Source organism: Streptomyces sp. NPDC102514 (assembly GCF_055584525.1).
Genome location: NZ_JBVJLW010000008.1, coordinates 358305 through 378291, shown reverse-complemented (window position 1 = coordinate 378291; position 19987 = coordinate 358305). Strand labels below are relative to the sequence as shown.

General features: G+C 69.9%; 19 protein-coding genes and 1 tRNA gene. 4 read left to right on the top strand and 16 right to left on the bottom strand.

Features of this window, described 5'->3' with window-relative positions:
• Positions 1-277: 277 nt before the first annotated feature.
• The 13 genes from ACZ60E_RS22690 to ACZ60E_RS22630 form a co-directional block, all read right to left on the bottom strand.
• Positions 278-958: an arsenate reductase/protein-tyrosine-phosphatase family protein gene (locus ACZ60E_RS22690; protein WP_282566196.1), complete on the bottom strand. Its 681-nt coding sequence runs from the start codon at positions 956-958 to the stop codon at positions 278-280.
• Positions 955-1602: an L-threonylcarbamoyladenylate synthase gene (locus tag ACZ60E_RS22685; protein WP_189773476.1), complete on the bottom strand. Its 648-nt coding sequence runs from the start codon at positions 1600-1602 to the stop codon at positions 955-957. The genes ACZ60E_RS22690 and ACZ60E_RS22685 overlap by 4 nt, the downstream gene beginning before the upstream one ends.
• Before the next feature lie 82 nt (positions 1603-1684).
• Positions 1685-2530, bottom strand: a complete 846-nt coding sequence (gene prmC / locus ACZ60E_RS22680) for a peptide chain release factor N(5)-glutamine methyltransferase (protein ID WP_384803155.1) — start codon at positions 2528-2530, stop codon at positions 1685-1687.
• Positions 2531-2608: 78 nt separating this feature from the next.
• Positions 2609-3685, bottom strand: a complete 1077-nt coding sequence (gene prfA, locus ACZ60E_RS22675) for a peptide chain release factor 1 (protein WP_384803158.1) — start codon at positions 3683-3685, stop codon at positions 2609-2611.
• Between the two features lie 207 nt (positions 3686-3892).
• The gene (gene rpmE / locus ACZ60E_RS22670; RefSeq protein ID WP_189837654.1) at positions 3893-4120 is read right to left on the bottom strand and encodes a 50S ribosomal protein L31; all 228 of its coding nucleotides are present in this window, start codon (positions 4118-4120) and stop codon (positions 3893-3895) included.
• 240 nt (positions 4121-4360) lie between these two features.
• Positions 4361-5446 (bottom strand): LCP family protein, encoded by a 1086-nt coding sequence (locus ACZ60E_RS22665; RefSeq protein ID WP_469442645.1) that lies wholly within the window; start codon positions 5444-5446, stop codon positions 4361-4363.
• A gap of 358 nt (positions 5447-5804) precedes the next feature.
• Positions 5805-7928 (bottom strand): transcription termination factor Rho, encoded by a 2124-nt coding sequence (gene rho / locus ACZ60E_RS22660; protein ID WP_469442643.1) that lies wholly within the window; start codon positions 7926-7928, stop codon positions 5805-5807.
• 385 nt (positions 7929-8313) lie between these two features.
• On the bottom strand, positions 8314-9231 hold the full coding sequence (gene thrB / locus ACZ60E_RS22655; protein ID WP_107021308.1) for a homoserine kinase: 918 nt from the start codon (positions 9229-9231) through the stop codon (positions 8314-8316).
• A 267-nt stretch (positions 9232-9498) separates the two neighbouring features.
• On the bottom strand, positions 9499-10557 hold the full coding sequence (thrC, locus tag ACZ60E_RS22650; RefSeq protein WP_469442641.1) for a threonine synthase: 1059 nt from the start codon (positions 10555-10557) through the stop codon (positions 9499-9501).
• A 6-nt stretch (positions 10558-10563) separates the two neighbouring features.
• Entirely contained in the window at positions 10564-11862 is a 1299-nt protein-coding gene (locus tag ACZ60E_RS22645; RefSeq protein WP_384803451.1) for a homoserine dehydrogenase, read from the bottom strand.
• A gap of 166 nt (positions 11863-12028) precedes the next feature.
• On the bottom strand, positions 12029-13420 hold the full coding sequence (gene lysA, locus ACZ60E_RS22640; protein WP_384803171.1) for a diaminopimelate decarboxylase: 1392 nt from the start codon (positions 13418-13420) through the stop codon (positions 12029-12031).
• A 121-nt stretch (positions 13421-13541) separates the two neighbouring features.
• Complete coding sequence (nrtL, locus tag ACZ60E_RS22635) at positions 13542-14642, bottom strand: ArgS-related anticodon-binding protein NrtL (RefSeq protein WP_469442639.1); 1101 nt, start codon at positions 14640-14642, stop codon at positions 13542-13544.
• A gap of 90 nt (positions 14643-14732) precedes the next feature.
• Positions 14733-15218, bottom strand: coding sequence for a response regulator (locus ACZ60E_RS22630; RefSeq protein WP_469442637.1), 486 nt, complete (start codon positions 15216-15218; stop codon positions 14733-14735).
• 242 nt (positions 15219-15460) lie between these two features.
• Here ACZ60E_RS22630 and ACZ60E_RS22625 point away from each other — a divergent pair.
• A tRNA-Arg gene (locus ACZ60E_RS22625) sits at positions 15461-15532 on the top strand.
• Between the two features lie 101 nt (positions 15533-15633).
• On the opposite strand, the gene ACZ60E_RS22620 is transcribed toward ACZ60E_RS22625, so the two are convergent.
• Complete coding sequence (locus tag ACZ60E_RS22620; protein WP_469442635.1) at positions 15634-16422, bottom strand: hypothetical protein; 789 nt, start codon at positions 16420-16422, stop codon at positions 15634-15636.
• Between the two features lie 70 nt (positions 16423-16492).
• Between ACZ60E_RS22620 and ACZ60E_RS22615 the strand changes: the two genes are divergently transcribed.
• From ACZ60E_RS22615 to ACZ60E_RS22605, 3 genes are all read left to right on the top strand, one after another.
• Entirely contained in the window at positions 16493-16756 is a 264-nt protein-coding gene (locus ACZ60E_RS22615; protein WP_469442634.1) for a CopG family transcriptional regulator, read from the top strand.
• Positions 16753-17166 (top strand): type II toxin-antitoxin system VapC family toxin, encoded by a 414-nt coding sequence (locus ACZ60E_RS22610; protein ID WP_469442632.1) that lies wholly within the window; start codon positions 16753-16755, stop codon positions 17164-17166. The genes ACZ60E_RS22615 and ACZ60E_RS22610 overlap by 4 nt, the downstream gene beginning before the upstream one ends.
• Positions 17167-17293: 127 nt before the next feature.
• On the top strand, positions 17294-18046 hold the full coding sequence (locus ACZ60E_RS22605; RefSeq protein WP_384803237.1) for a DUF4142 domain-containing protein: 753 nt from the start codon (positions 17294-17296) through the stop codon (positions 18044-18046).
• A gap of 11 nt (positions 18047-18057) precedes the next feature.
• Here ACZ60E_RS22605 and ACZ60E_RS22600 read toward each other — a convergent pair whose 3' ends face one another.
• Positions 18058-18579 (bottom strand): MarR family winged helix-turn-helix transcriptional regulator, encoded by a 522-nt coding sequence (locus ACZ60E_RS22600; RefSeq protein ID WP_384803454.1) that lies wholly within the window; start codon positions 18577-18579, stop codon positions 18058-18060.
• A gap of 255 nt (positions 18580-18834) precedes the next feature.
• Positions 18835-19908, bottom strand: a complete 1074-nt coding sequence (locus ACZ60E_RS22595) for a LacI family DNA-binding transcriptional regulator (RefSeq protein ID WP_384803240.1) — start codon at positions 19906-19908, stop codon at positions 18835-18837.
• Positions 19909-19987 lie beyond the last annotated feature (79 nt).

Genomic DNA, 19987 nt, shown 5'->3' with positions numbered 1-19987 from the left:
CTCCGGACCTCGGCGGGGGGATCGCTATGTCCAATGTAGGACCGACTCCCCTGCCGCGCCCGGCGTTACGCCCGACGACCCCCACACACCGCCCTGGCGGCCCACCCCACTCAGGCCCGCGCAGGCGCTCCCGTCAAAGCCGTGACCACCGGATCCAAGGCCTGGTTGATCTCGACCGATCCCCCACGCGCCCCTCGCACTGCTCGGCCCCGAAGGGCCTCCCAGGCGTCGAGCCGCTGCGCCGGACGCCGTCCGTCGGAGATGGCGCCCGCCCCGCTCATGCCCGCGCAGGCGCCCCCGTCAGGGCCGTGACCACCGGATCCAGCGCTTGGTTGATCTCGTCGCCCACCGAGCGGAAGAACGGGAGGGGGGCGCCGTACGGGTCGTAGACCTCGTCCGCCTCCGCCGTGGGGGCCAGGAGCCACCCGCGTAGAGCCGCCGCGGCGCGGACCAGGGCACGGGCGCGTTCGACCATGCCGTCGTCCAGCGGGGGCAGGGTGGCCGGGTCTATGGCGCGGACCAGGCGGGTGAACTCCTTCAGCGTGAAGGTGCGCAGGCCCGCCGAGTGGCCCATGGAGATGACCTGGGCGCGGTGGTCACGGGTCGCGGTGAGGACCAGGTCCGCCCGGATGACGTGCTCGTCCAGCAGTTCGCGGCCCACGAAGCCGGAGGCGTCCGCGCCGAAGTCCGCGAGGACCGCCTCCGCGTTGGCCTCCATGGGCGCGCCCTCGTGCCCCCAGGTACCGGCGCTCTCCACGATCAGGCCGCCCCACAGGGGGTCGCCGAGCCGGTCCGCCAGGGCATGCCGGGTCAGCCGCTCGGTGATCGGCGAGCGGCACACATTGCCGGTGCTGACGTGGAGGATGCGAAAAGAGGAGTCGCCCGAGGCCCCGTCGCCGTAAGCCCCCGCGTACCCCGTCCCCGTACCTATGCCACGCCCCGCGTCAGGGGCTGTCAATTCGCCACCTCAAGGTCGGGTACGACCTTTCGCAGCTCCTCGGCCGACAGCGCGCCGGCCCGCAGCAGCACCGGCACCTTGCCCGTCACGTCGACGATCGACGACGGGACGATGCCGGGGGTGGGACCGCCGTCCAGGTACACGGAGACGGAGTCGCCGAGCATCTCCTGCGCGGCGTCGCAGTCCTCGGGGGACGCGTGGCCGGTGAGGTTGGCGGACGAGACGGCCATCGGGCCGGTCTCGGTCAGCAGCTCGATGGCGACCGGGTGCAGCGGCATGCGTACGGCGACGGTCCCGCGGGTGTCCCCGAGGTCCCACTGCAGGGACGGCTGGTGCTTGGCGACCAGGGTCAGCGCGCCCGGCCAGAAGGCGTCGACGAGTTCCCAGGCCATCTCGGAGAAGTCCGTGACCAGGCCGTGCAGCGTGTTCGGGGAGCCGATGAGGACGGGCGTGGGCATGTTCCGGCCGCGGCCCTTGGCCTCCAGCAGGTCCGCCACGGCCTCCGAGCTGAACGCGTCGGCGCCGACCCCGTACACGGTGTCGGTCGGCAGCACGACGAGCTCGCCCCGGCGCACGGCGGACGCGGCCTCGCGCAGACCCGTCGAGCGGTCGGTCGCGTCGTTGGTGTCGTATCGCCGTGCCATCAGCAAGCCTCCTCGCACACGCGGACCCCGGTGGCCGCGCACTTAACGGTTTCCACGTCGTCCACACGGGACATCGCCGTGGTCATGGCGTCGCCCTGCGGGCGGTCGCGAACCGCGGCCGGTTGTTGAGGTCCGGGTGGTCGGCCGCGTCGGCCCAGCCCCGCTCCTCGGTGAAGATCCACGGCACCTGTCCGCCCTGGGTGTCGGCGTGCTCGACGACGACGACACCGCCCGGCCGCAGCAGCCGGTGCGCGGTGCGCTCCAGACCGCGGATCAGGTCGAGGCCGTCCTCCCCCGAGAACAGGGAGAGTTCGGGATCGTAGTCCCGGGCCTCCGGAGCGACGTACTCCCATTCCGTGAGCGGGATGTACGGCGGGTTGGTGATGACGAGGTCGACCTGGCCGTCGAGGTCGGGGAAGGCGTCCAGGGCGTTCCCCTGGCGCAGGTCGACCCTGGACCCCTCGACGTTCTTACGGGTCCACCGGAGGGCGTCCTCGGACAGTTCGACGGCGTGTACGCGCGAGCGCGGGACCTCCTGTGCGAGGGCGAGCGCGATGGCGCCCGAACCGGTGCACAGGTCCACGATCAGCGGCTCCACGACGTCCATCGCGCGGACGGCGTCTATGGCCCAGCCGACCACGGACTCGGTCTCGGGCCGGGGCACGAACACGCCCGGCCCGACCTGGAGTTCCAGATAGCGGAAGTAGGCCCGCCCGGTGATGTGCTGGAGCGGTTCGCGGGCCTCGCGGCGCGCGATCACCTCCCAGTACCGGGCGTCGAAGTCCGTGTCCTTGACGGTGTGCAGCTCGCCCCGCTTCACACCGTGCACGAACGCGGCGAGCTCCTCGGCGTCGTTGCGCGGCGAGGGCACGCCGGCGTCGGCCAGCCGCTGGGTGGCCTGGGCCACTTCCGCGAGCAGCAGGTTCACGCGTCCTCCGGGCTGAGCTGTTGTCCTTCGTGCGGATGTGTACTGCGACTGTCCACTGCGGCCGTGCGGGTACGCGTCCTAGGCCGCGGCGAGCTTGGCCGCCGAGTCGGCGTCCACGCAGGCCTGGATCATCGCGTCGAGGTCACCGTCGAGGACCTGGTCCAAGTTGTACGCCTTGAAGCCGACGCGGTGGTCCGAGATGCGGTTCTCCGGGAAGTTGTACGTACGGATCTTCTCGGAGCGGTCCACGGTGCGCACCTGGCTGCGGCGGACGTCCGCCGCGTTGCGCTCCGCCTCCTCCTGGGCCGCGGCGAGGAGCCTGGAGCGCAGGATACGCATCGCCTGCTCCTTGTTCTGCAGCTGGCTCTTCTCGTTCTGGCAGGAGGCGACGACTCCGGTGGGAATGTGCGTGATGCGCACCGCGGAGTCGGTGGTGTTGACGGACTGGCCGCCGGGCCCGGAGGAGCGGTAGACGTCGATCCGCAGGTCGTTCGCGTGGATCTCGACGTCGACCTCCTCGGCCTCGGGCGTGACGAGCACACCGGCGGCGGAGGTGTGGATACGGCCCTGGGACTCGGTCGAGGGCACCCGCTGCACGCGGTGCACCCCGCCCTCGTACTTCATCCGCGCCCAGACGCCCTGGCCGGGCTCGGTGGCACCGTTGCCGCCCTTGGTCTTCACGGCGACCTGGACGTCCTTGTAGCCGCCCAGCTCGGACTCGGTGGAGTCGATGATCTCGGTCTTCCAGCCGACGCGCTCCGCGTACCGCAGGTACATGCGCAGCAGGTCGCCGGCGAACAGCGCCGACTCGTCGCCGCCCGCGCCCGCCTTGATCTCCAGGATGACGTCCTTGTCGTCGCTGGGGTCGCGCGGGACCAGCAGCAGCCGGAGCTTCTCGGTGAGCTCCTCGCGCTGCTTCTCCAGGTCCTTGACCTCGGCGGCGAAGTCGGGGTCGTCGGCGGCGAACTCCTTCGCCGTCTCGATGTCGTCCCCGGTCTGCTTCCAGGAGCGGTACGTCGCGATGATCGGGGTCAGCTCGGCGTAGCGCTTGTTGAGCTTGCGCGCGTTGGCCTGATCGGCGTGGACCGACGGGTCAGCGAGCTTCTTCTCAAGATCGGCGTGCTCGCCGATGAGTTCCTCGACCGCCTCGAACATCTCCGGCTCCAATGGACTGCCCCCCGGCACCATCACGGGCTCGGGGACGTAGGTACGGCATGGGGGTTCGTACGGGGTTCCCTGCTCGATCGAACTGCCCGGTCGATCTGCTCGATCGCGTTCGAGAGCGAGGGGTGGGGCTGCACCGCAAAGCGCCGGTCCCAGCGCCCCCGGACGGAGGCACCGAAGACCGGCGCTGTGAGCTCGCTACTTGCTGTCGGCCGCAGCCTTGGCCTTGCCGAAGCGGGCCTCGAAGCGGGCCACGCGGCCACCGGTGTCGAGGATCTTCTGCTTGCCCGTGTAGAACGGGTGGCACTCGGAGCAGACCTCGGCACGGACGGTGCCGCTGGAGATCGTGCTGCGGGTGGTGAACGACGCGCCACAGGTGCAGCTGACCTGCGTCTCGACGTACTCGGGGTGGATGTCGCGCTTCAAGGTGTCTCCTAGTTTCGGGAGGGCGCCGGGTCGCTGCCGCGGATTGCGGGGGCGTGAACCGGGGCCGACTGTCCAGTCTGCCAGGACTGGTGCCATCTCCCCAAACCGGGGGACGGCCGGGGGTATTCCCCAGGGCCCCTGCGGGGGTGCCGGGAGCTCGCCGCGGGCGGGTGCGGGACCGTCGTGGCTGGGCGCGCAGTTCCCCGCGCCCCTTGCGGGGCCGGGGCGGAGCACGATCGATTACTGCACGACGCCCTTGGCGTCACCACTCGCCGTACCCTCCGTCGCCGACTTCGGAATCGCACGATCGTTCTTCAGCGCGTCCCACACGACCGCGGCCTTGTCCTTCTCGACGAGAACACGGTTGCCGTCAGCCGGGTCGTACTGCACCGGCAGCGTGACCATGTTCATCTTCGACGAGCTGATGCCCTTGAGCCCGTTGGCGAAGGACGCCAGGTCCTTGACCGAGGCCAGGTCGGAGTCGGTGGTGACCGTCTTCGTCGCGGTGTCGGCGAGGTCGTACAGCTTCTTCGGGCTGGTCAGTACGCCGACGCTCTTGACCTGCTCGACCAGCGCCTTGATGAACGCCTGCTGGAGCTGGATCCGGCCGAGGTCGGAGCCGTCGCCCACCCCGTGCCGCGTACGCACCAGGCCGAGGGACTGCTTGCCGGTCAGCCGGTGCGTGCCGGCCTTGAGGTCGAGGTGGCTCTCCTTGTCGGTGATGTCCTTGGTCGTGGTGACCTCGACACCGCCGAGTTCGTCGATGAGCTTCTGGAAGCCGCTGAAGTCGACCTCGACGTAGTGGTCCATGCGGATCCCGGTCATCGACTCGACGGTCTTGACCGCGCAGGCGGCGCCGCCCGTCGAGTACGCCGAGTTGAACATCGCCAGGGACGCGGCGTCGTGCTCGACGCCCTCGCTGTCGGTGCACGCGGGCCGGGGCACGAGTGTGTCGCGCGGTATGGAGACCACGCTGGCCTTCTTGTGGCCCTCGTAGACGTGCACGACCATCGCGGTGTCCGAGCGGGCGCTGCCATCGTCGGTGCCGCCGCCCAGGTCCTTGTTGCTGCCGGAGCGGGTGTCGGAGCCGAGTACGAGGATGTCCTGCGAGCCGTTGTCGACGTCGAGGGGCCGGTCGGTGCCGAGTGCCTGGTCGATGTCGACGCTCTTGATGTTGTCGTTCAGGTTGAAGTACACGTACCCCAGACCCGTGCCGCCCAGAACGAAGACACCCGCCGCGGACCAGGCCGCGATGACGAGCGCCTTGTGACGCGTGCTCCGCGGTTTACGGCGATGGCCGGATTTAGGTGTGCTCTCGGCAGGCATGTGCTCCTCAGTTCTCGCTGGTCGGCTCGATTACCCCCTGCGGTCAGGGTCAGGCGTGGTCATGTGCCGTGACGTCTCTGTCAGGACCCGTCTGTTCAGACGTTGAAACCGAAAAAAGGGTTGCACAACGCACTGTGACCGTACTGTGCGAACACGGACACAACGGGTGACAGGTGGTGCACGCCGTCGGCGGCTCACCTGCGCTTACGTGGGCGGAAGCCCCGCCTCCGCGCCACCGTGTCGACCTTCACAGCTGTGGCGAAGATCTCCGGAGGCGCGGTACGGGGACAACGCGGAGGGCCGCCCCCCGATGGCACGGGGACGGCCCTCCGCGGTACCGGCTGCGCCGGCTGAGACCTCAGTCGTTGCCGTTGCCCGGCATCGGCGTCGTCTTCTGGATCTGCAGCAGGAACTCGGCGTTCGACTTCGTCTGCTTCATTTTGTCGAGCAGCAGCTCGATCGCCTGCTGCTGGTCGAGCGCGTGCAGCACGCGACGCAGCTTCCAGGTGATGGCGAGTTCGTCGCTGCCGAGCAGGATCTCTTCCTTACGCGTACCGGACGCGTCGACGTCCACCGCCGGGAAGATGCGCTTGTCGGCGAGCTTGCGGTCGAGCTTGAGCTCCGCGTTGCCCGTGCCCTTGAACTCCTCGAAGATGACCTCGTCCATGCGCGAGCCGGTGTCGACCAGCGCGGTGGCCAGGATCGTCAGCGAGCCGCCGTCCTCGATGTTGCGCGCGGCACCGAAGAAGCGCTTCGGCGGGTACAGCGCGGTCGAGTCGACACCACCGGACAGGATGCGGCCGGAGGCCGGGGCGGCGAGGTTGTACGCACGGCCCAGACGCGTGATCGAGTCGAGCAGCACGACGACGTCGTGGCCCAGCTCCACCAGCCGCTTGGCACGCTCGATGGCGAGCTCGGCGACCGTGGTGTGGTCCTCGGCGGGACGGTCGAAGGTCGAGGAGATGACCTCGCCCTTCACCGACCGCTGCATGTCGGTGACTTCTTCCGGACGCTCGTCGACGAGGACGACCATCAGGTGGCACTCGGGGTTGTTGACGGTGATCGCGTTGGCGATCGCCTGCAGGATCATGGTCTTGCCGGTCTTCGGCGGAGCCACGATCAGACCACGCTGGCCCTTGCCGATGGGCGCGACGAGGTCGATGATGCGGGTCGTCAGCACACCCGGGTCGGTCTCCAGACGGAGCCGGTCCTGCGGGTACAGCGGCGTCAGCTTGTTGAACTCCGGGCGTCCGCGCCCCGATTCGGGCGCCATGCCGTTCTGCGAGTCCAGGCGGACGAGCGCGTTGAACTTCTCGCGGCGCTCGCCGTCCTTGGGCTGACGGACGGCGCCGGTGACGTGGTCACCCTTGCGCAGACCGTTCTTGCGGACCTGGGCGAGGGAGACGTACACGTCGTTCGGACCGGGAAGGTAGCCCGACGTACGGATGAACGCGTAGTTGTCGAGGATGTCCAGGATGCCCGCGACGGGGATCAGGACGTCGTCGTCGGCGACCTGCGGCTCGTTCGGGCCGAACTCGTCGCGGCCACGGCGGCCACGGCGGTCGCGGTAACGACCGCGGCGGCCACGGCGGCCACCCTCGAAGTCGTCGTCGTCCTGCGGGCCGTTGTCGCGCTGCCGGTCCTGACGGCCGCCGCCCTGCTGACGGTCCTGCCGGTCCTGGCGCTGCTGGTTGCCGCCGCCCTGGCCCTGACCGCCCTGGCCACCCTGGTTGCCCTGGCCGCCCTGCTGTTCGTCGCCCTTGCCACCACGGCGGTCGCGGTCGCGGCCCCCGCGGTCACGGTCGCCGCGCTCACCGCGGTCGCCACGGTCGGCGCGGTCACGACGGTCGCGGCGGCCCTGACGGCCGTCGGTCCCGCCGTCCGAGCCGTCGCCCTTGGCCTCGCCCTGGGACTGCGCGGACTCGTCGGTCCTGACCTCGGTCTTCGCCTCGGCGGTGATCGTCTCGGGGCTGCCCGCCTCGGCGGTGGCGCGACGCCGGCGGCGCTCGGCCGGAGCGTCGTCCCCACCGCGCTCGCCGCCCTCGCTCGCCCGGGCGGGGCCACCGGCCGGCTGGCCGGGGATCTCGATCTGCTGCTGAGCCACGGCCTTCTCGGCCTTGGTCTCCGCCTTCTTGTCGGCGGGAGAGACGGCCTCGTCCCCCGTACGAGCCTTCGAGGTGGCCCGGCGCTTGGGCTTCGTCTCGGTGGCGTCCCCGGCGGAGGGCGCGGCCTTGGCCGAAGCACCCCCGCCGCCCTGCGCCTCCTTGATGACCTCGATCAGCTGGCTCTTGCGCATCCGCGCCGTGCCCCTGATGCCGAGGCCGGATGCGACCTGCTGCAGCTCGGCCAGCACCATGCCCTCAAGGCCGGTACCGCGGCGCCGACGGGAGCCGGCACCGGTGGCAGGCGCGGAGGCGTCCGTGGCGGGCGCGGCAGCGGTCTCCTCGACACGTGCGCCCATCAGATCGGTGGTGTCGCTCACGAAGGGTCCTTCCCTGGAGCGGACGTCGGCCTGTCTGGCTCGGCGACCGGTTGTGCTGTCCGACAGTGGTCCGTCATGTGTGGACCGTGCCGGGGCGGTGGTCCGCCAAAAGGCGGAGGGAATTTCTGGGATGACGTTTCCCGGGGCCGCGGACTTGAGGTTCTGTGTCCATCGGCTCGTTCACGCCGGTTCCGGAGCGTACTCAGCACCGCTCAGCGCCTAGCACCCAATGCATGGCACAAAGCGATTTGGGGGGCTCCCGGAAGAATGATTGTCCCGGACGGGGACGTGAAGCACCTCGCCATGGTGGGGTCGGGTGCAGACTTGAGGTTAACACTACCGGATCCAACAAACATTCCCCCTCTCGAAATCCGGCAACCGAGTGTCACGGAGCAAGCGGCAGCACGCTCGCTCCGGTGGCGTCGAGGCCCAGCCGGTTGGCCGCCCAGCCCTCTCCCGCCAGTTGTGCGACCTTGTCGGCCGCGGCCTCGTCGGCGAGCGCGAGCACGGTGGGCCCGGCACCCGAGATGACCGCGGGAATCCCGTCCGCCCGCAGCCGCTCCACCAGCGCGGCGCTCTCCGGCATGGCCGGCGCGCGGTACTCCTGGTGCAGTCGGTCCTCGGTGGCGGGCAGCAGCAGCTCGGGGCGCCTGGTGAGGGCCTCGACGAGCAGTGCGGCGCGGCCCGCGTTGGTGGCGGCGTCGACGTGCGGGACCGTACGCGGAAGGAGTCCGCGGGCGGTCTCCGTCAGTACTGCCTTGCCGGGTACGAAAACCACCGGAACGATGGAATCGGCGGGTTCCATCCTGATGGCGCGCGCCGCCCCGTTCTCCAGCCAGGACAAGGTGAATCCGCCGAGCAGACAGGCCGCGACGTTGTCGGGATGACCCTCGATCTCGGTGGCGAGCTCAAGGAGCGCGGTGTCGTCGAGCTTGCTGTCGCCGCCTATGGTCACCGCGCGTGCGGCGACGATGCCGGCGCAGATCGCGGCCGACGAGGAGCCGAGGCCCCGGCCGTGCGGGATGCGGTTGGCACACACGATCTCAAGACCGCGGGGCTGTCCGCCCAGCAGGTCGAAGGCGGTGCGCAGGGACCGTACGAGGAGGTGGCGCTCGTCGCGCGGCAGCGTCTCGCTTCCCTCACCCGCGATGTCGATGTGCAGGCCGGAATCGGCCACGCGGACGACCACGTCGTCGTACAGCCCCAGTGACAGGCCGAGGGCGTCGAAGCCCGGGCCGAGGTTGGCACTGGTGGCGGGGACGCGCACCCGGACGGCGGCGGCGCGGAACGCTGGACCGGCCATCGCTCGATGACTCTCCTTGAGCTTGAGCTGCGAGATTTTCGAAATCCTGCGAGACGTACGGAGAATGCGGAAGACCCGGAGGCCGCAGGGGCGGCGCGGCACCGCGGCATATGCGGCGGGCGGGTTCGGTACAGCTTATCGAAGGAAGGTTCAGTGGCGACATAGGGCGCACAGGAGGCGCACGATGCGTGTCGTAAGCCCGCATGTGCACCCCCTGACGGATGCCTCTTCCCGTGCCCTGCCGGGCGGGTGTGCCGTGTGGTGCGGCTACGCCAGGCCCAGACGCTCGGCGGCCGTGGCGGCGTCGACCGGGACGGTGACGGGTTGCGGGGCGCCCGCGACGGCCCAGTCGGGGTCCTTGAGGCCGTTTCCGGTCACCGTGCAGACGATGCGCTGTCCCGGGTCGACCTTGCCCTGCTCGGCCGCCTTGAGCAGACCGGCGACGGAAGCCGCGGAGGCCGGCTCGACGAAAACACCCTCCTGTGCGGCCAACAGCCGGTAGGCGCGCAGGATCTCACGGTCCGTCACCTCGTCGATGAAGCCGCCCGACTCGTCCCGCGCGGCGAGCGCGTACTGCCACGAGGCGGGGTTGCCGATGCGGATCGCGGTGGCGATCGTCGAGGGGTCCTTGACGATCTCGCCGCGCACGATGGGCGCGGACCCGGACGCCTGGAAGCCCCACATGCGCGGGGTCCGTGCGGCGATCTTGTCGGCGGCGTACTCGGCGTACCCCTTCCAGTACGCGGTGATGTTGCCCGCGTTGCCCACCGGGAGGACGTGGATGTCGGGGGCGTCGCCGAGCATGTCCACGATCTCGAACGCCGCGGTCTTCTGCCCCTCGATACGCACCGGGTTCACCGAATTGACCAGTGCCACCGGGTAGTTGTCGGAGAGGTTGCGCGCCAGGGTGAGGCAGTCGTCGAAGTTGCCGTCGACCTGGAGGATCTTCGCGCCGTGCACGAGGGCCTGGCCCATCTTGCCGAGCGCGATCTTGCCCTGCGGCACGAGGACGGCGCACACCATCCCGGCGCGTACGGCGTAGGCGGCCGCCGAGGCAGACGTGTTGCCCGTGGAGGCACAGATGACGGCCTTCGCGCCTTCCTCCTTGGCCCGGGTGATGGCCATGGTCATGCCGCGGTCCTTGAAGGACCCGGTGGGGTTGGCACCCTCGACCTTGAGGTGGACCTCGCAGCCCGTGCGCTCGGAGAGCACCTGCGCGGGCACGAGCGGCGTACCGCCCTCACGCAGGGAGACGACCTGCGTGGTGTCGGACACCGGCAGCCGGTCCCGGTACTCCTCGATGATTCCGCGCCACTGGTGGGTCATTGCTCGTTACTCTCCTTCAACCCGCATGATGCTGGCGACACCACGCACGGTGTCGAGGTTGCGCAGCGCCTCCACGGTCCCGGTGAGGGACGCGTCGGACGCGCGATGGGTGACGACCACGAGGGAGGCATCGCCGCCTCCGTCCTGCCGCCCCTGCTGGCGAACCGTATCGATCGACACTCCGTGTTCGGCGAACACGGTCGCCACCTGGGCGAGAACGCCCGGTTTGTCGGCCACATCGAGACTGATGTGGTAGCGGGTCACGACCTCGCCCATGGGCGACACCGGCAGCTGGGTGTACGCCGAGTCGCCGGGCCCGGTCGCGCCGCTGAGCTTGTTGCGACAGACGGCGACGAGGTCCCCGAGGACGGCGGACGCGGTCGGCGCACCACCGGCGCCCGGCCCGTAGAACATGAGCTGCCCGGCGGCGTCGGACTCGACGAACACGGCGTTGTAGGCGCCGCGCACGGAGGCCAGCGGGTGGCTCAGCGGGATCATGGCGGGGTGCACCCGCGCGGTGACCGATCCCCCGTCGGCGGCCCGCTCGCAGATGGCGAGCAGTTTGATGGTGCAGCCCATCGCCTTCGCGGAGGCGAAGTCGGCGGCGGTGACCTCGATCATGCCCTCGCGGTACACGTCGTCGAGGCGTACGCGCGTGTGGAAGGCGATCCCGGCGAGGATGGCGGCCTTGGCGGCGGCGTCGAACCCCTCGACGTCGGCGGTGGGGTCGGCTTCCGCGTACCCGAGGGCGGTGGCCTCGTCGAGTGCTTCCTGGTAGCCGGCGCCCGTCGAGTCCATCTTGTCGAGGATGAAGTTGGTGGTGCCGTTGACGATGCCGAGCACGCGGTTGACCTTGTCCCCCGCGAGGGACTCGCGCAGCGGCCGGATCAGCGGGATGGCACCGGCGACGGCGGCCTCGTAATAGAGGTCCGCGTCGTGGTCGTCGGCCGCCGCGTGCAGTGCGGCGCCGTCCTGCGCGAGGAGCGCCTTGTTGGCGGAGACCACGGACGCGCCGTGCTCGAAGGCGGTGGTGATGAGGGTGCGGGCCGGTTCGATACCGCCGATGACCTCGACGACCACGTCGATGTCACCCCGTTTGACCAGGGCGGTCGCGTCGGTGGTGACCAGGGCGGGGTCGATGCCCTCACGCACCTTGGAGGGCCGGCGCACGGCCACGCCCGCCAGCTCGACGGGGGCTCCGATGCGCGCGGCGAGGTCGTCGGCGTGCGTCGTCATGATGCGCGCCACCTCTGAGCCGACTACCCCGCAGCCCAGCAGCGCCACCTTCAGCGGACGCGTACGCATCATCCGACCTCGTTTCCTCATACCGTCACGGTGGGACCAGTCTCACTCACCGGACGGGAGTTTCTACCCTTCGTCCGGATCGTGAGATGTCGATTTCATTTATGCGAGGCCGGAAAACAGGAGATCTTCCGTCCTTGCTCGTCCGTCCATGTCAGCGGACATCGAGTCAGCCGACATCGAGACGCAGTAGATCCTCCTCGGTCTCGCGGCGGACGACGACCCTGGCCTCGCCGTCGCGGACCGCGACGACGGGCGGACGCAGGGCGTGGTTGTAGTTGCTCGCCATCGAGCGGCAGTACGCACCGGTGGCCGGCACCGCGATGAGGTCGCCGGGCGCGAGGTCGGACGGCAGGAAAGCGTCCTTGACCACGATGTCCCCGCTCTCACAGTGCTTGCCGACCACACGGACGAGCATGGGCTCGGCATCGCTCGTACGGGAGACGAGGGCGACGCTGTACTCGGCGTCGTACAACGCGGTACGGATGTTGTCGGACATGCCGCCGTCGACGGAGACGTACGTACGCAGTCCTTCGAGGGGCTTGACGGTGCCGACCTCGTAGAGGGTGAAGGCGGTCGGCCCGACGATGGCGCGGCCGGGCTCGACGGAGATCCGGGGGGTCCGCAGCTTCGCGGCCTCGCACTCCCGGGTCACGATCTCACCGAGCGCCTTGGCGATCTCATGGGGCTCGCGGGGGTCGTCGTCGCTGGTGTAGGCGATGCCGAGGCCGCCGCCGAGGTCGATCTCGGGCAGTTCGACACCGTGCTCGTCGCGGACCTGGGCGAGCAGCGACACGACACGACGGGCGGCCACCTCGAACCCGGCCATGTCGAAGATCTGCGACCCGATGTGGGAGTGGATGCCGATCAGTTCGAGCCCGTCGAGGGTGAGCGCACGCCGGACGGCCTCGGCGGCCTGTCCGTCCGCGAGCGCGATCCCGAACTTCTGGTCCTCGTGCGCGGTCGCGATGAACTCGTGCGTGTGGGCCTCGACGCCGACGGTGACGCGGATCTGCACGCGCTGCCGCTTGCCGAGGCTCTGCGCGATGTGCGCGACGCGCACGATCTCCTGGAAGGAGTCGAGGACGATACGCCCGACGCCGACCTCGATGGCCTTGGTGATCTCCGCCACGGACTTGTTGTTGCCGTGGAAGGCGATGCGGTCGGCGGGCATCCCGGCGGACAGGGCGGTGGTCAGCTCACCCCCGGAACACACGTCGAGATTGAGGCCCTCCTCGTGCAGCCAGCGCACGACGGCACGCGAGAGGAACGCCTTCCCGGCGTAGAACACGTCGGCGTCGTGCCCGAAGGCGGTGCGCCAGGCGCGCGCCCGCGCCCGGAAGTCGGTCTCGTCGACGAAGTAGGCGGGCGTGCCGAACTCCTCGGCGAGCGTCGCCACATCGATGCCGCCGACGCTGACCGAACCGCTCGCGGTACGCGTCACGGTCTGCGCCCAGACCTTGGGGTCGAGGACGTTGAGGTCGGCCGCCGGGGCGGTGTAGTGACCCTCGGGCAGGACATCGGCGTGACGGGGCCCGGCGGGGTGTGCGGATCGGCTCATGTCTTTTTGGGCTTCCTAGAAGATCTCAGTTCGCTTCTCAGTTCACTTCACATCAGACAGGATCAAATCAATCAGATCGGATCGGATCAGGTCTGTTCAGCTCAGGTCTGTTCAGCTCGGCTCAGAGATGGGTCGGTGCGTCGATGCCGAGCAGGGACAGGCCGCCGGCCAGCACCGTCCCGGCGGCTTCGGCGAGCGCGAGCCGGGAACGGTGGGCGGCCGAGGGTTTCTCGTCCCCCAGCGGGAGCACGGTGTGCTGGAAGGCGAGCAGCGCGTCGGCGACGGTGACGAGATGCCGCGCGACCCGGTCGGGCGCGCGGTGGCGCGCTGCGGCGGCCAGGACGTGGGGATAGCTGTCGAGGGCGTCGAGAAGAGGGCCGGAGCCGCTCACGCACTCCCCGGGAACGGCGGCGAATCCGAGGGCGGCGGCGTTGCGGCCGAGGGCCGTCGTGCGGGCGTACGCGTACTGGACGCGGAAGAGGGGGTTGCCCTCCCGCTGGACGAGGTGCTCGTCGGTGATGCGGGGGTGGTCGCGGGCCGCGGGGTAGAGGAGTGCCCAGCGCGCGGCGTCGCGACCGAGGGGGGTGGGGTCCTGACCTGCGGGGACGGGCCGGAGGTCGACTTCGAGGGGCGCGGGCGCTGGCGCGGGCGTGGGCGTGGGCGTTTCGGGCGGGCCTTGGGCGGCGTCGACGGTGACGCCGAGGGGGCGGGCCCAGGCGGGTTCGAGCGCGGCCTCCGCGCCCGCGGAGGGGGCAGGGACGGCATGGCCGTTACGGACGAGGACGCCCTGGGAACGCAGAATCCGGGTGAGGACCTGCCCGATGACGGCGGCGCGCACTTCGCGGGGGTGACGCAGCTGGACGACCTGCCCGGTCGGCCCGTCGACGTACCCGTACCGCTCGCGGCGCCGCAGGATCTCCGCGACGAGGGCGGGCCCGCGGCCGGCGAGGGTGATGTTGAGGAACCCGGGCCCGGAGATGTCGACGCGCTCAACGCCCGCCACTCCACTGAGGTGGGGCCGCAGGATCTCGGCGACCTCCTTCGGCGGCCGACCGGCGGGACGGGCCAGCTGGAGAGCGACGTTGGTGGCGTAGTCCCCGCGCCCGCCGGGCCCGGGCGGCACGACCTGCGCACGCTCCGGCACGGCCACGACCAGCTCACCCTCGTCCACGGCACGGCGCACGGCGCGCAGAACGGTGCTGGAGAGCTCGACTGGGGTCACGGGACAAGCGTAGGGGAGGAGGGGGGTGGGTAGGCGAATGGGTTTGGGCGATGGTCCGGCATATGGACGCTTGCCTTCTTCGCGTGCTGCTCAGCTACCGGTACGGCCGGCGCGCTCGGGTCCGCCGGGCCCGTACAGACTCTCGGCACTGTCGAACGACGAACCGGAGCCGCCGCCGGAACCGGGGCCGGAGGCACTGCCGACACCGGTGTCGGCGGTCTCCCGCCGCTCCCGCAACTGGCGTACGAGCCGGACCAGGTCCGCGGGCTCGAAGGGCTTGGAGAGGAAGGCGTCGACGCCGACGTCGAGGCCGCTCTCGACCTCGTACTGCGTACAGGCGCTGATGATGGCGAGGGGGAGGGCGCGGGTACGCGGATCGGCCCGGAGCCGGGCGGCGGTACGCAGCCCGTCGAGCCGGGGCATGACCACGTCGAGGGTGACGACATCGGGGCGCACCTGGTGGATGACGTCCAGGCACTCGACACCGTCAGCCGCGGTCACGACCTCGAAACCCTCCAGTTCGAGGTTGACCCTGATCAGTTGCCGGATGACCTTGTTGTCGTCCACAACAAGCACCCGACCCGACGCGCCTGGCACAACTTGAGAGTAGGTCGGCGCGCGGGTTCGCGTCCGGCTTTTCCCTACTTCCACCCCACGCGGGGGATGCCGGCCCGTGCCCCGGGATCAGCCCCGCCCCAGCCCCAACCAAGATCCAACGAACCCCGGACACCCCTTCCCCACCCCTCCAAATCCGTTCATGAACACCCGGAGAGAGCTGGTAGTGTTCAACCCGTCGCCGCAACCACAGCGTCCGACACGCCCCCGTAGCTCAGGGGATAGAGCAACGGCCTCCGGAGCCGTGTGCGCAGGTTCGAATCCTGCCGGGGGCACCTTGGATTAGGTGCCCAAAGACCCCGCCATCAGCGCGTTCGCTGAAGACGGGGTCTTGGCGTATGTGCGGGTGGAGGTTGTTCGGACCCGGTGCGTACGTCTACTTGGTGTCCAGGTCGATTCCTGACAGGGCGGGGAGGGCGCCGAGGAAGGCCTCTACGTCGGGCAGGCTGTCCGCGCCGGTTTCGTAGGTCTCGATCCGTCCGGCGAAGTCGGTCGTCAGTGCGTCCAGTCGGGGCTGGAGGTCCGTGTGGGAGGCGATCGTGATTGCGTCGTAGTAGTCGATGTCGCTGCCGATCGTCAGGTCTACGAACACATCCTCGTTCCTGATGACCGAGGGCAGGCTGGGTCTGGACGAGCCGTTCAGGGAAGCGACGAGGTCCTTCAGTCGGGCTTCGCCGGGGGCTACCGCGAAGACGGTGATCTCGGAGGTCGCGTCCAACAGGACCGCATGCAGCAGGCGAACCAGATCCCGGGGTGTTGAGAGGTCGAACAGTCCAGCGCGGCTGGTGGCGCTGGTACCGGCAGTTGAGTGTCCTGGGACGAAGCCGTTGTCCCGCACCTCGTGCGGACTCTCTGCTTCGATGTCGTACTCCCAGTCGACGAGTACCGGCTCGCGTCCCAGAGCCTGCGCCGCCTCGTCTCGGTAGTAAGCAGGAATCGCGTATCGGGCCAGCCCCGCGGTCATGCGCCAGACCAGGCCGGTGTAGACGGCCACCTCTTCCATGTTGTTGTTGTTCACCGCGTACTCGGTGAAGGGCGTCGGCCCGGGCGGCCAGTCCTGGAACAGACCCGGCCAGTGGCGGGTCACCGCTGTCTGCGTGCCTGGAAGGTAGCGGTGGACATTGATGCCCTGCTCCTTCGAACTCTGGAAGTGAAGGGGATGCACAGCCGTAATTTAGGCCTCCCGCGGCTTACTGACCCCAGCGGCCGGTAGGACGGCAGGTAGGATAGGTGGCATGACCGAGAGTACCGGTAAGTATTCGATCACCATGCCTCGCGACATCGCGGAAGCGGCCAAGGCCCGCAGCGGGCCCTCCGGGCTGTCCGCCTATGTGGCCGGCGCCGTGGCCCGGCAGATCGAGCGGGACAACCTCAACGAGGTCATCCAGGTCGCCGAGGCGGAGCACGGACCCGTCACGGACGGGGAGATCCAGGCTCTGCGCGATCAGCTCCAGCAGGCCCGCCGGCAGCAGACCCAGGGTGGGGCGAGCGCCGCGTGACCCGCTCCCCCGCCGTCCCCGGCGGCACTCTGGTCCTCGACAGTGAAGGGCTGGCCAAAGCCGTTCTGCGAGACCGGGCCGTCACCGGTTGGCTGGCGCTCGCCCGTGCCGACGACCTGCGAGTGATCACCTCCGCGGCCACTCTTGTCGAGGTGGTCCACCCTCGGATCAACCGACCGGCCCTGGAGTGGATCCTGTCCCGTCTCGTCGTCGAACCGGTGACCGAGCCCATCGCCCGCCACGCGGCCGCACTCCTCGCCGACACCGGTCGACACGGTCACAAGTACGCCATCGACGCCATGCTGAGCGCCACCGCGCTCGCCGCCCCCTCGCCGGTCACCGTGCTCACGTCCGATCCGGAAGATCTCACCGCGCTGTGCGGTGGACGGGTCACCGTCATCAAGGTTTGACCCGGGACACGAGGTCACCCTCGACGGACCAAATCCCCCCGAGTGCAAAATTTACCTAGCGCAATGATTGCCTTGTGCTTCTCGTACGTACCCCCTGTGGACCGGGTCGTACAGCTCAGGAGGCAGCATGCGTGTCACGCAACGCACCGCAGGGACCGTATTTGTGATCGGTGGGCTGGGCGTGACGGTTGCCGCGCTCGCCTATCCCGCTCTCGTCGGGGTGGAGACCACCACGACCAGTCAGGACCGGATCATCGCCAACACCCGGTACGGGCCCCTGACCGAGGCCGACCGGGATTTCGTCGTCAAGGTGCGGGCCGCGGGGCTCTGGGAGCATCCGCTGGGGCTGATGGCCATGGAGCGTGGGACGACCCCTGCCATGAAGGAGGCCGGGAAGCATCTCGTCGCCGGGCACTCCGGGCTCGACGAGATGTGCCGGAAGATAGCGCCCGAGCTGGGCATCACGCTGCCCAACCAGGCCAGCCCGCAGCAACAGCAGTTCGTGGCCACCGTGGACGGGAGCACCGGGCAGCAGTTCGACACGACCGCCGTCAACATCATGCGCGTCACGCACGGGCAGATCTTCCCCGTCATCGCGAAGATCCGCGCCAACACCAAGAACACCATGGTCCGTGAACTCGCCGACCTGGCCAACGACACCGTCCTCGACCACATCACGGTGTTGGAGAAGACCGACCTCGTCAACTACGACCAGGTCAACTTCCAGCAGACCAGCCCGCCCAAGCTCCCCAAGGCCGAGTTGACCCCGCCCGCCCCGCAGCCCGGTTCGCCCGTCCTCGTCCTCAACAGGCCGGAAGGGCTGGATGTGAACACGACCTCGCCGACGCCCACCCCGACTCCGACCCCCGCCGTGGGATGAGCGACAGCCCGCTATCCGTCGTGGCCCGTCGGCGGGTCCACCCAGCCCAGCGGGTGCGGCACCCCGTCGTCCGCGTCGTCCACGTCCGGGACCGGGGGCTCGCCGCCCGCCTCGTTGAAGGCGGTCAACGCCTCGACTATCGCGGTCCGTTGGCCGGGCGTGAGGCGTTCCACGATCGTGGCGATCTCCGCGCGCCGGCGGGCCGTCACGTCCTCGACCGTGCGACGGCCCTCCTCCGTGAGCCGGAGCAGGGTCTCGCGGCGGTTGCCGGGGTTGGTCTGCCGGTCGGCGAGACCGGCGGTGATGAGCCGGTCGACCATGCGCATGGCCGTGGACGGCGCGACCTGGAGCAGCTCCGCGAGCGTGACCAGCTTGGTGGCGCCGCGCGTGGACAGCACGACCAGCATGCGGACCTGCGGCAGGGTCACCCGCTCCTCGACCTCCGCGAGCGAACGGGCCGAGACCGCGACCAGTACGCGCGACGCGGTCAGCACCGCCCGGGTCACCGCGTCGACGTCGTCATCGACGCCCACGCCGGCGACGCCCGCGTCTTCCACGCCGGCGCCGGCAACGGCCGCGTCTTCCACTGCCACTTCACTTGCGTCTACGTCGTTCATGACGTCCAGGTCCTCCGTGACATCGACGTCATCTGTGGCTCCGACAGGGGTCTCGTGCTCCGGCATGTGTCCTTTCTATCTCGCCGAAGTGCCTGCCCACTCACCTGATCCACACAGATTTTCCTCGTCCGTGACCCGTGTAAGCACGCAAAGACTCCACGACTGAACGGCTCAACGGGCCGGCGCCGGGCCCGTACTTCGGCGCACGATCAGTTCGACCGGCACCACCCGGTCCAGTTCCGGTTCCGGCGGACCGTCCAGCTGGGACAGGAGCAGCCGCAGGGACCGCGTACCGATCTCGGGGAAGTCGGTACGGACCGTGGTCAGCGGGGGAAGCAGGTGCGCGGCCTCGGGGATGTCGTCGTAGCCGACCACGCTGACGTCGTCCGGCACCCGGCGGCCCGACTCGTGCAGGGCGCGGAGCACGCCGAGCGCCATCTGGTCGTTGGACGCGAAGATCGCGGTGACATCGGGGTCCTCGGCCAGTCTGCGGCCCAGTTCGTAGCCCGAGTCGGCGCTCCAGTCGCCGACGAGGGGCTCGTGGACCGCGGCCCCCGCCGCCTTCAGCGTGGCCCGCCAGGCCTCCACCCTGCGGTCCGCCGACAGCCAGCCCGTGGGGCCCGCGATGTGCTCGACCGTCACGTGCCCGAAGTCCAGCAGGTGCTCGGTCGCCTTGCGGGCGCCCGCCCAGTTGTCCGCCGTGACGAACGACGCGTCCTTGCCTAGGTCGTTCTCCAGGACCATCAGCGGGGTGTCGAGCCGCGCCTCCGCCAGCGCCTTGCCCACCCAGCGCTGCGGGGCGATGGCGATCACACCGTCCGCGCCCTCGGCCGACAGGGTGTCCACGGCCCGTACGACGGTGGCCCGGTCCGCCGTGTCGAGCGCGATGGAGCTGACCAGGTAACCGGCGTCCTGGGCCGCGCTGTTGATCGCGGTCAGTATGGAGGCCGGGCCGTACCGGGCCGCGTCGAAGGAGATCACGCCCAGCATGCGGGTCCGGCCGCTGGCCAGCGAGCGCGCGCTGCGGCTCGGGCGGTAGCCGAGGGTCCGCATGGCCGTCAGGACCACCTCACGGGTCTCAGGGCGGACGGCCGGATTGTCGTTCAGTACCCGGGACACCGTCTGTTTGGAGACACCGGCCAGTTGCGCCACGTCGCCCATCACCGGCCGCGCGCCCGCGAAGTTGCGCCGGCTGCGTCCCTTGGGGAGATCGGGCGGCACATCGTCACCGGCACTTCGGGTCATTGCGGGTGATGCCCTTCGAGGTACGGGGACGGGGGTGCGGGTTCGTCCGTCGGGCGGAGCCCGCCCGGTCGGCCCAGAA

Excerpts from the sequence above, each read along its gene's own strand:
- ACZ60E_RS22685 (WP_189773476.1), bottom strand. The coding sequence starts at position 1,602 with ATGGCACGGCGATACGACACCAACGACGCGACCGACCGCTCGACGGGT.
- prfA (WP_384803158.1), bottom strand. The coding sequence starts at position 3,685 with ATGTTCGAGGCGGTCGAGGAACTCATCGGCGAGCACGCCGATCTTGAG.
- ACZ60E_RS22665 (WP_469442645.1), bottom strand. The coding sequence starts at position 5,446 with ATGCCTGCCGAGAGCACACCTAAATCCGGCCATCGCCGTAAACCGCGG.
- thrB (WP_107021308.1), bottom strand. The coding sequence starts at position 9,231 with ATGGCCGGTCCAGCGTTCCGCGCCGCCGCCGTCCGGGTGCGCGTCCCC.
- thrC (WP_469442641.1), bottom strand. The coding sequence starts at position 10,557 with ATGACCCACCAGTGGCGCGGAATCATCGAGGAGTACCGGGACCGGCTG.
- ACZ60E_RS22645 (WP_384803451.1), bottom strand. The coding sequence starts at position 11,862 with ATGCGTACGCGTCCGCTGAAGGTGGCGCTGCTGGGCTGCGGGGTAGTC.
- lysA (WP_384803171.1), bottom strand. The coding sequence starts at position 13,420 with ATGAGCCGATCCGCACACCCCGCCGGGCCCCGTCACGCCGATGTCCTG.
- ACZ60E_RS22615 (WP_469442634.1), top strand. The coding sequence starts at position 16,493 with ATGACCGAGAGTACCGGTAAGTATTCGATCACCATGCCTCGCGACATC.
- ACZ60E_RS22605 (WP_384803237.1), top strand. The coding sequence starts at position 17,294 with ATGCGTGTCACGCAACGCACCGCAGGGACCGTATTTGTGATCGGTGGG.
- ACZ60E_RS22595 (WP_384803240.1), bottom strand. The coding sequence starts at position 19,908 with ATGACCCGAAGTGCCGGTGACGATGTGCCGCCCGATCTCCCCAAGGGA.